The organism is Edaphobacter sp. (genome assembly GCF_035532915.1).
Lineage (GTDB): Bacteria > Acidobacteriota > Terriglobia > Terriglobales > Acidobacteriaceae > Edaphobacter.
This window is the reverse complement of sequence record NZ_DATKQC010000451.1, coordinates 1-10,054: the sequence shown is the minus strand read 5'-3', so window position 1 is coordinate 10,054 and position 10,054 is coordinate 1. Positions and strand designations below refer to the sequence as shown.

The following is a 10,054-nucleotide window of genomic DNA, read 5'->3' as shown; positions in this document are numbered from 1 at the left end:
CTTGCCCAGCAGCAAGCCAAGGGTCAGCACAAACGTGATGCTGATGGCGGTGTAGAGGAATCCAGAGCGACCCGCATGGACCACCTCTTTCAGGTTCATGCCAAAGCCAAGGCAGACGACCGCCGCCTGCAGCAGGAACTTTGAGAGCTGCCTGCTTTCGACGTGGAAGTGATGGACCGTTGTCAGGCCAAATGCCAACCCTGCCGCCAGCGCAAACGGAGGGCCGATCAATCCGCTCGCCGAAACGATGATGCCGATATAGAAGAGGTTGCGTACCATGTCTTCCAGCATGGCTTCGTGCAGGGAGCACGTCGAGACGTACTTTTGAATGGGCGATAACTATTTCTTATCAACCCGATTATCCAACAGGCAAGCCGCCTGCTCCCATCGCGAACCGCTGAAATGCAGCCGCAGCGCCGGTGGCCTCTGTACCGGCGAGACGGATGAAGCTGAAGTCCCGCACAATCTCCAGCCCTTTCACCGGCACTATCCGCACCGTTCCCAGCCGCATCGCCTTGCCGACGGCGCAGCGCGAGACGAACCCTACGCCAAGCTCCGCCTCCACACCCGAGATGATGGCTTCGGTCGAATCCAGTTCCATCGCGACATGCAGCGATCGCAGCGGAATCCCTGCCTTCTTCAAGGCTCGTTCGACCACGCGCCGCGACCCCGACCCGCGCTCGCGCAGCAGCATCGGCACCTTCGCCAACTCTGCTGGAGCTACCTTTCCCGCCCGCGCCCACGCGTGGCCCGGTGAGACGATCAGCACCATCTCGTCCTCGACCATCCGCTCCGTCTTTACATCGCGCCGCATCGCAGGCCCCTCGATGAGGCCTAGCGCCACCCGCTCTTCGGCCACCGCCTCGGCAATCCGCTCGGTGTTGCCGCTCATCACCGAGAGATGGACGTTCGGATACTGCCGCAGAAATGCTCCCAGAATTCTCGGCAACACGTACTGGGCTATCGTCGTGGAAGCACCCAGCCTCAACTCTCCGACCACATCGTTATTCAACGCTGCGAGCGCACGCTGCGCCTCGGCCATCGTCTCCGCGGCAGTAGTCGCGTATTCGAGCAGCACACGCCCAGCCTCGGTGAGGGCGATTTGGCTGCCATGCCCATCGCTGTTGCCGCGGTCGAACAGGCGAGCCCCAGCCTCCTCTTCGAGCGAACGGACCTGCTGGCTGACGGCGGGCTGGCTCAGATGCAGCACCTCCGCTGCCTTGCGGAAGCTCATCTCCGCTGCGACCGCACGAAACACCCTCAGCCGAAAGTTCTCCACGCCCTCATCCCCTCACATCGCAGGCGAACCAGCCCCGCCACCCCACCAGCATAAGCCCGGCATCCATGCCCGATAGAATCAACGATAGACCTGAAAATAAAAAGCAGAGAGACTTCGCGCCCTTGGCTGCCGACAACAATTCCAATTCGATCCCGCCTGAGCCGATATCCGAGCTGACGCCCGAACTCGCTCCCGAGCCCACGCCTGAACCTGCGCTGCAGACGATACCGACTCCCAGCCAGGGACTGTTTTCGTGGCTTCGTCCCTCGGCCGCTCATTCCGCCTTCTCGGCCACACTGCTGCTGATGCTTTCGACGCTGCTCTCAGGCGTCCTCGCGCTCGTCCGCACCAAGTACATCAATCACATCTTCGGCGCAGGCCCTCAGACGGATGCGTACTACGCTGCCTTCGAGCTGCCCGACATGCTGGCCTACTTCCTCGTCGGGGGCGTGGCGTCGATTTCGTTGGTAACGATTCTCAATCGCTATAAGGCCGAAGGCGATGAAGAGGGTGGTGACCGCGCCATCTCCATCATCCTGAATGCCATGATCATCGTCCTCGGCGCGGCCATTGTGCTCGCGGAGATCTTTGCTCCCTACTACGTCCACTGGAAGTTCCACGGCTTCACCCCAGCAGACGCGGCGCTTGCTACCTCGCTCACCCGCCTGCTGCTTCCGGCGCAGCTCTTCTTCTTCATCGGCGGAGTCATCGGCTCGAAGCTTCTCGTTCGCAAGATCTTTATCTATCAGGCCATCACTCCGCTCATCTACAACCTCGGCATCATCCTCGGAGCCGTCTTCCTCTCCCAGCGATTCGGGATCTACTCGCTGGTCATCGGCGTTCTCGCTGGCGTCATTCTTGGCCCCGCCGCTCTCAACGCCTTCGGAGCGGCCCGCGAAGGACTTCGCTACCATCCCATCTTCAATATCCGTCATCCGGCCTTCGTCGAGTGGCTGCGTCTTTCTCTCCCCTTGATGATCGGGGTCTCGCTCGTCACTGCGGATAAATGGATCCTCAGCTTCTTCGCTTCGTATGATCCCGGCGGCATCTCGCACCTCACGGTCGCCAAGACGCTCTTCAACGCGCCGATGGGCATCCTTGGGCAGGCCGCAGGAGCAGCCTCGCTGCCTTTCTTCTCCTCGCTCTTCAGCCAGGACCGCCTCGGCGACTTCGCCGCTGCCGTCAACCGCGCCGTCTCGCGCGTCTTCGCGGCCTCGCTCATCGCTGCTGCCTGGATGATCGCCCTCGCGCCACCCATCGTCGATCTCTTCCGTGGGGGCTCCTTCAATCGCACCGACGCGGCCGACACCGCGCAGTACTTTGCTATTTTCGCCATCTCGCTCGCACTTTGGACTGCGCAAGGCATCTACGCCCGCGCCTTTTACGCGGCTCGCAACACGCTCACGCCAGCAGTAGCGGGAAGCATCATCACCCTGCTCTCCATCCCTGTCTATCGGTTCTTCTTTCACAGCATCGGCATGGCTGGACTGGCGGTAGCGTCGGACGCGGGCATCCTCACCCACACGCTCACGCTGGCCATCCTTCTTCACCGCCGCAAGCTGGTCTCAATCACCGGGCTCGAAGGCGGGGAGCTGGCACGCGCTCTGCTTGCAGCCTGCATCAGCTTCGGCGGGACCTATGCCTGCGTTCGTCTTCTGCCCCTTGGCCACGGGCACCCCGGAGACCTGGCCATGATCGCCATCGGCTCCTGCGTATGGGCGATGCTTTGCTGGGCAATGCTTCGAATTACCGGCTCCACGTTGCCGAGCCAGCTTCGCCTGCGTCGTGCCTGATTTTTCGCTCTACCTTCACCCGCGGTTATAGTAGCCATCATGCACCTTCGTGCCGCAGTCGCGCTCCTCTTTCTCCCCGCTGCACTGGTCTGCGCCCAGAAAGCGCCCGGCAACGCACCTGTTAACGCGCCCATTCCCGCAGCACCGGTCACGACCATCAGCGCGCAGTCCACACTGGTGCTTGTGCCTACGCTGGTGAAGACTAAAAAAGGCGACCTCGTCTTCACGCTGACCGCCAACGACTTCACCATCACCGACAACAACGTCGACCAGAAGGTGCATCTCGAAGAGGACACCGGCGACCAGCCGCTGGCGCTGGTCGTGGCTATCGAAACCGGCGGCGGCGGAGCCAGCCAGTTCGACAAGTACCACAACCTCGCCACCATGATCGAGTCGATCGTGGGCCAGGTGCCTCGCCGCATCGCGGTCGTCACCTTCGACAGCGAGCCTGAGATTCTGCAGGACTTCACTCCTAACCTGGCGCTGATGGAAGACGCCATTCAGAACCTGCCTCCCGGCGACAGCGGAGCCGCCATCCTCGATGCGGTCGACTACTCCGTCGATCTGCTGCGCAAGCAGCCTCCGCAATACCGGCGCGCCATCCTGCTTATCGGCGAGACAGTCGATCACGGCAGCAAGGTCAGGATCGAGGACGCTCTCCGCGCCGTCAGCGACACCAACACCGCCATCTATAGCCTTGCCTTCTCCTCCTCGCGCAGCGGCATCAGCCACGAGGCCTCCAAACTCAACGACCCAAATCCTGGCCCCGAGCACGGCTGCTTCTCGCACGATCCCAATACCGATCCCACGGTGAGAGACGATGGCACGAAAGGCAAGCCGGAGGAGTCCAAAGGCACGCAGTACTACGACTGCCTCGCCGAACTTCTGCCGCCGCTGCGTCTCGCCAAGATGGCCGCGATCCTCGGCATGAACGGCCTGCACAAGAATGCGCCTGAGACGGTGGCCAAGTTGACCGGCGGGGAGTACTTCCACTTCAACAGCCAGCGAGACCTCGAACGCGGCCTCGCGACCATCTCCAATCACGTTCCCAATCGCTATGTCCTGAGCTTCCAGCCGCAGATGCCGCAGCCCGGGCTTCACGCCATCACGGTCACGCTGAAGGACCACCCCGACCTCGTCGTCACGGCGCGAAGCAGCTACTGGGCAGGCGATGCGGCAACAGCACAACCTCAGCCCTAGTCGTCCGCCACGGAGATTCCCATCATTCTCACAATGGCCAACGCGCTGGACTGGCGAGCCACTCCCGGCTTGAGACGATAGTCGAACTTCAGCGGACTATCCGCGCAACTGCTCTCCATGCAGACAAGCACCCCACCAGCCGTATCGTCAGCGATCTCGGCTAATGCGAGATCATGAATGGACAAGGCACCTACCGCACCTCCTGTAAGCAACGCTTTTACCACAGCCTCAGCGGCGATTCTGCGGTCCTCCGAGTTCGTTCCGCTTAAAATCTCGTCGATCAGAAAAAGAACAGGCCTGCCAGTCTCCGTGCAGGCGATCATGTTTTTAATCCGCTCGACCTCCGCCATGAACTTCGATCTGCCGTCGGCCAGTGAATCGGTGATCGCCAGCGAAGCACAAACGGTAAAGCACGAAAGACGAGCGCTCGATGCGCGGACAGGACCTCCCGCCAGAGCAACTACGGTGTTCAAGCCTATAGCTCGCAAAAAAGTGCTTTTCCCAGCCATGTTGGAGCCGCTCACCAGGTACAAGCGAGATCGATGATTGAGGAGCACGTCATTTCCCACGCAGACGTCTACGGGAAGCAGAGGATGCCCAAGTTGCTTCGCTTCAAATGTCGAAGCGCCTTCAGCAAGCTCGGGAAAGACGCAGCCGGGCTGTTCATAGGCATACCCCGCGAGCGCATTCAGAGCTTCAAACTCCGCCCAGGCATCGAGCCAGCCGATGAAGTCCTCTTGATATTGCGATCTCCATCGGTCCACAGCAAGCGCCAGTTGCGTTCCCGCGGCCAACAGCATGGAGAGATAAAGAAACTGCGGTTTCTCGCGCTGATCGAAGGCAAGGATCAGCCGTTCGACCTTGCGTATCTGGAAAGAAGCGTCGCGGGCGCTGACCCTCCGCACCAGTGCGCTCAACTTCGGCGAGTTAAAACGTTGACGCTGCATCAGAGCAACTCCATGACGCAACAAAGGAAGCGCATCGGCGAGCAGGCGAAGTTTTGCGATCTGCGGACGAGTCTTCCTCAGCAATGCACCGGCGACTCCCAACTGGATTGCGACGAGCAGTGCAAGCAGCGGAATCCACTGACTCCACAAAAATATCCTGGCAAAAATGCCGAGACCGAGCAGCAAAGTGGCAGAGCTGGAGATCAATACGAGGATTGAAACCGCCCGAGGAACAGCAAGCCTGGGCAGGTTAAGCCAATCCTTAAAAGACTCCCCACTGCAATCCTGCAAACGATACTTGCCGAGCCTGAATATCTCTTCGCGCAGCGCCGTCTCGTCTCGCAGTTCTTTCACTGCTTCCTGTCGTAGCGTGGCTTCTTCCTGTCCCACTGAGTCAAGCAGATAAGAGGCCAGACGCTCTGCTCCGACCTGAGACCGCGTCGTGCACAGAAGCTCGAACAGCGAGCCTTTGCCCAGAACGTTCAAGTCCGACTGGTACAAGTGCCCCTCTCTGGCAAAGTCCAGTCCGTCAACGCCATTGCCCTGCCAGTCATCGGTCAAACGGGCGATGCCTCGCTCGAAGTAATCGCGCTGCTGCGCCAGCCTCTTCCATTGTTCGCCCGTGCGGTCATACTGCAGATAGAAATACAACCCGCCGAGCGCGGCGACGATGGAGAACGCTATAGGAAATGCTGCATGCGACAGTGCCAGAATTATCAGGAACGCCGATAATCCGAAGCTGCCGACTAATGCGGCCAGCGAAAGCAGCCGCTTCGATTGCACAGACTTCAATTGACTCTGAGATTCGTTCCGCTGATCGGTATAGGCAGTCAGAGGGGAAACTAACTGAGCTGAAATTGAACTAGAACCGTCTTGCGGCACATCGATTAGGCACGAAACACTCACAGGAATACCTTCTCCTTCTCCGGATTCATCGTCCGAAAGTTGTGATGGAAGCGATGAAGGCGCACCTGTCCTGAGACGGTGTGCGCTTCGATTGCAGGAGAGGACTACTGGAAGAGGATTGGCGGCGGCCGCTGGTAACGGCTCGGAAGAGCCAGCTCGTTCAAGGATGCCGCGACCGGTAGAAGATGCCGGATCAGTTTAAGCGGAGGAAGGAACGCACAGACAAGTCCAGCAAATCTGGCGAGCCCGAAGGCGATCATCCGCCACAACGCCGACGAACGATTAATAATGAAGAAAATGAGCCCGGTCAGTATAAGGAACGCGATCAGCTTGCCTAATTCGCCCATCACCAGGCCGCCAAACTGATTCGTGACGCAGAGGACCAGAAACGAGAACGCCAGCGTATGAATCACCTGTCGATAGCGATGTGTTCGCATAGCCTGCCTCTTTGCTTCAGTCCGAAAACCGGATGTGCAGATGATACCAGCCGGGGCAATCAGTAGATTTCGTCTCGCCGTTGACGATTGCGGAATCGCCGCGATGATATGCTCGTGGGGGAAATCGAGCATCTATTTTGCTGGTTAACTTCGTATCATGCAACAGCTTGCAACTGTTTCACCCGGCCTCCTGCGACTTCAGGCATTTTAAGTGCGACAGCTCCATTGATGCTTCCGGTTTTGAGGAAAGCGAAAGAATGCGTCCCCTATCTGCTATCCCTGAGCGATTCCCAATGCGAACCTGTCAAAGTTCCGTCTCGAAGACTGCCGTCCTTTCCCTGCTTTTGCTCGCTCTTCCGATTCTTACCTCAGCTTCCGCCATGGCAGCAGAATCTTCGCCTGTCACCACGATCACCATCGTCCGCAAGCCGGGCCACAAGGACGGCGTCGCCCAGATGACCGTGAGCGGCAGCAAAGGCAAGCCGCGCAGCATCACCAAGCACGCCATGCAGGCGTGGCCGGTTCGAGACGGCCAGGGCGCGCTCATTCTTATCGTCGCAAAGCGGCAATACCTGCTGCGTTACTACGATCTCGACTCCGGACGCCGCCGTACTCTCGGCACGGTTCCCTTCGACCATGCGTCGCTTCAGGAGGCAAAGCTCTCTCATCGAGGCTGGGCCTTCGCGCTCACGGGCACAGACCCCGCCACTGCCCGGCCGCTCACGCTGGTTGGCAGCACCGACGCTATGACCGGCGTTCTCCCGGGCGAATCCTCGCCGACCTTCACCGGCGACTCGCTTACCTGTACCACTGTGGAGGGCAAGCAGAGCTTCAAGGTCGCGAGCCTGCTTGGTACCGGCCTCGATGACATCTATACTCCGCCGCAGACATCGGCCGCGTCGCCCATGTACCTGCAGGTCTTTCCCAACGGCACCGCCATGACCGTCGGCCACGACGGCACCATCCACAAAGGCCGCTGGCACACCGACGGGGCCACACTGCACGTTGCCACCGGCACGACTGATCTTGCCATCCCGCAGTCCTCACTCGAAAAGATCACCGGAGTCCCCGCCGGGACGAGGCTCTCCGTGCGGCTGTTGCAGCCCCTCTCATCGCGCAAAGAGAAAGAGGGCATGATTGTCCACGCGGTCTCCATCGAGCCGCTCGTGGTCGACGGCAGCATCTTCCTTCCCGAAGACTCCGCGATCGACGGCACCGTCACCCACGCCAACGGCGTTGGCTGGGGATTCAAACACGAGACCGCCGCCCTCACCATCGTCTGGAACCACGCCACTACTCCCGACGGCCACACGCTTGCTTTCGATGCGCGCACCTTCGAGGTAGAGAACTCGCGCGAGAAGGTGACTGCCGATGGCAAGGTGCAGGGCATCCGCTCCACCGGGACCGCGGGCAACTCCGCCGAGAACGGCGTACTCTCCTTCGCGGGCATCGACCCCATCGCCTACATCTTCGCCTCGGCGGCGGGCAGCGCTGTGCTTGGCTTCGCGGAGCCGGAGATACTCTACAACGGCGGCACCGAGCTCATTCTCGAATATGTAAAGCCGGTCATCACCACACGGACCTATCCCTTCTCCGTGCTGCCCTCGGCCAACAATGCCGCTCAGCGCGAACATCTTCAGACGCTCGTCAAGACTCTTCCCTTCCGTACCCGCACCAAGGCGGGCAACAAGGTCTCCGACCTCACCAACCTCGTCTTCATCGGTTCGCCCGAGGCGCTGCACCGCGCCTTCGCGGCAGCGGGCTGGCTGCCCTCCGATGAGCTGACCGCCGGCTCGACCTTCCGCACGCTCAAGACGATCAGCGGCAACCAGACCTATACCCAGGCGCCGATGTCCGTCCTTCTGCTCGACGAGCGCGCGCCAATCTACACCCTCAGCAAAACCACCAACACCTTCGCCGCGCGGCATCATCTGCGCGTTTTTCCCACCACGGCCGCGTGGGACGGCCAGACGGTCCTGACCGCCTCGTCCACGCAGGACACCGGCATCGCCTTCTCGCGCAGGCAGAAGACCTTCATCCACGTGATCGACGAGCACATCGACAACGAACGCTCGAAGATCGTCAACGACCTGAAGTTCACCGGCTGCGTCTCCAGCCTCGACATGGTGCCACGGCCCTGGGTGCCCACCGACGCCTCGAACTCCACCGGCGACCGCCTGTTGACCGACGGCCAGATTGCTGTGGTTCACATGAACTCCTGCGATCATCCACGCACCACGCCTGAGGTCGTGCCTCCGGCGCCCAACCGTTTCCAGCGAAGCACCCGCAACACCGCGCTCACCATCCGCAACAGCGTCTATCGCGGCAACCTCATCTACCAGGGAATCTCAGGCGGCTTCAAGGTGCGCAACTACCTCCGCAGCACCAGCGAGCTGCCCGAGGACTACGGTGCATGGCGCAAGACTGACGCCTCGGGCACGCAGTATCAGGAGGCCGGAACCGGGCCGCACCTGCTCGAGCGCACCTTCCGCCCGCATGACCGTCTGGCCACGCCGGACGTTCCTTACCAGCCCGCCGTCAGCCACAAATGGGACCCGCCGCGCTACGAATTCGCTCTTGAAGGCGGCTATCTGCATCTTCGAGAGAGCTATCTCAGCCTGGTCGGGATCGTTCTCACATCGAGCGTGCCCAGCGATCCGCTTTATGAAATCGACCTCTTCGACGAGGTTGGTGACGGTTGGACCGCCGGAGGCACCATCACCGTCAATAGCTGGCGCTACTTCTCCAATGAGTTCTCCTACTTTCGCCAGCAGGGCAAATACAAGCTGGGCGCCGAGGTCTATCAGGACAACTCCGACCAGCCTGTTGTCGATGAAAGTGTCAATATCGATTCGCAGCAGGTCGGCCTGACCACCCGGCAGTTTGAGTACAACCTGCTCGCCCATCTTCGCCCGCCCACCTCGCGCTGGCGACCCTATATTGCCGTAGGGCCGACCTTTCAACTGATCGCTCTCTCCGACTCTCCGCTCAAAAAGCCCGCCGGCCCATTCAAGCTCGGCCTCGGCAACCTCGGCCTGCTCAAGGCCGCCTTCGACTTCGGCGGAACGCCACCTCTCGAGGGCGGGGGCACCTTTCAATTCGGGCTGCAATACGGTGCGGGCATCAAGTACCGCATCTCTCCCCGCGTGATGTTGCGCGCCGACTACCGCGAGACGTGGAGCAGGAATCCGGACATTATCCGTAACAGCTACAAAGACTTCGATATCGAGCTGGACAACGCCAACTACACCTCGGATATCTACGTCCTCAAACCCAATCAAAGGTTCTTCCAGGACCGCTTCACGCTTGGCGTCGCCTTCACCTTCTAAGGCAGCCCGTCTAAAGGAAAGACGCTAGGTGTTTAGTCCCGGCATTTGATGGATTGGATTGAGGTTAAATCTGTCTGGGGTTTGAGTCCAGAGTTTGCAGAGGTATTCGTAGGGCGTGAGTCCTTTGAGGGTCTTGAGTCTTCGGGCGAAGTTGTAGGCTTGG

The 10,054-nt window shown here is 60.4% G+C and carries 7 protein-coding genes and 1 pseudogene; 3 read left to right on the top strand and 5 right to left on the bottom strand.

The window, feature by feature from the left end; translation table 11 throughout:
- Together VMU57_RS21080 and VMU57_RS21075 are read right to left on the bottom strand one after the other, a co-directional pair.
- A partial coding sequence (locus tag VMU57_RS21080) for a putative sulfate exporter family transporter (protein ID WP_325387043.1) occupies positions 1-291 on the bottom strand: 291 nt, incomplete at its 3' end.
- A gap of 67 nt (positions 292-358) precedes the next feature.
- Positions 359-1,279 carry a LysR substrate-binding domain-containing protein gene (locus tag VMU57_RS21075; RefSeq protein ID WP_325387041.1) on the bottom strand — a complete coding sequence of 307 codons (921 nt, stop codon included), beginning with the start codon at positions 1,277-1,279 and terminating at the stop codon, positions 359-361.
- A 65-nt stretch (positions 1,280-1,344) separates the two neighbouring features.
- Between VMU57_RS21075 and murJ the strand changes: the two genes are divergently transcribed.
- Positions 1,345-3,072 carry a murein biosynthesis integral membrane protein MurJ gene (gene murJ / locus VMU57_RS21070; protein ID WP_325387039.1) on the top strand — a complete coding sequence of 576 codons (1,728 nt, stop codon included), beginning with the start codon at positions 1,345-1,347 and terminating at the stop codon, positions 3,070-3,072.
- Positions 3,073-3,111: 39 nt separating this feature from the next.
- Entirely contained in the window at positions 3,112-4,272 is a 1,161-nt protein-coding gene (locus VMU57_RS21065) for a VWA domain-containing protein (RefSeq protein ID WP_325387037.1), read from the top strand.
- On the opposite strand, the gene VMU57_RS21060 is transcribed toward VMU57_RS21065, so the two are convergent.
- Complete coding sequence (locus tag VMU57_RS21060; RefSeq protein ID WP_325387045.1) at positions 4,269-6,002, bottom strand: MutS-related protein; 1,734 nt, start codon at positions 6,000-6,002, stop codon at positions 4,269-4,271. The genes VMU57_RS21065 and VMU57_RS21060 overlap by 4 nt on opposite strands.
- Before the next feature lie 227 nt (positions 6,003-6,229).
- The gene (locus VMU57_RS21055; RefSeq protein ID WP_325387035.1) at positions 6,230-6,694 is read right to left on the bottom strand and encodes a hypothetical protein; all 465 of its coding nucleotides are present in this window, start codon (positions 6,692-6,694) and stop codon (positions 6,230-6,232) included.
- A 161-nt stretch (positions 6,695-6,855) separates the two neighbouring features.
- Between VMU57_RS21055 and VMU57_RS21050 the strand changes: the two genes are divergently transcribed.
- Positions 6,856-9,891, top strand: coding sequence for an LssY C-terminal domain-containing protein (locus VMU57_RS21050; RefSeq protein ID WP_325387033.1), 3,036 nt, complete (start codon positions 6,856-6,858; stop codon positions 9,889-9,891).
- Positions 9,892-9,915: 24 nt separating this feature from the next.
- Here VMU57_RS21050 and VMU57_RS21045 read toward each other — a convergent pair.
- Positions 9,916-10,054 (bottom strand): annotated as a pseudogene (locus VMU57_RS21045) (IS481 family transposase); the annotation flags it as partial.